Raw genomic sequence first — 264 nt, 5'->3', positions numbered from 1 at the left:
GCCTTGAGCTCCTTGAAGGGTCGTTCGAGACCAGGACGTTGATAGGTCAGGTGTGGAAGTGCAGTAATGCATTAAGCTAACTGATACTAATTGCCCGTACGGCTTGTCCCTATAACCTTAGCAGGTTAAGGTGAATAAGAAGTGCGTTGTAACGTTCGTTGATACAACTTCATTACCCAATTACTTCTTCCAGATTCTGAGTAACGCTGCCCGATTGGGAGCGACTACTCGTACAAGTCAAAGCTTGATGACCATAGCAAGTTG

Annotated in this window: 1 rRNA gene; it reads left to right on the top strand. The window is 45.8% G+C overall.

The features are described 5' to 3' along the window. Positions 1–111, top strand: a 23S ribosomal RNA gene (locus H3H36_RS26475); the annotation flags it as partial. Between the last annotated feature and the right edge of the window lie 153 nt (positions 112–264).

The sequence above is a fragment of the Rugamonas fusca genome (genome assembly GCF_014042365.1).
Classification (GTDB): domain Bacteria; phylum Pseudomonadota; class Gammaproteobacteria; order Burkholderiales; family Burkholderiaceae_D; genus Rugamonas; species Rugamonas fusca.
Note: the sequence above shows the minus strand (reverse complement) of the source record. Positions and strands in the feature narration are given on the sequence as shown.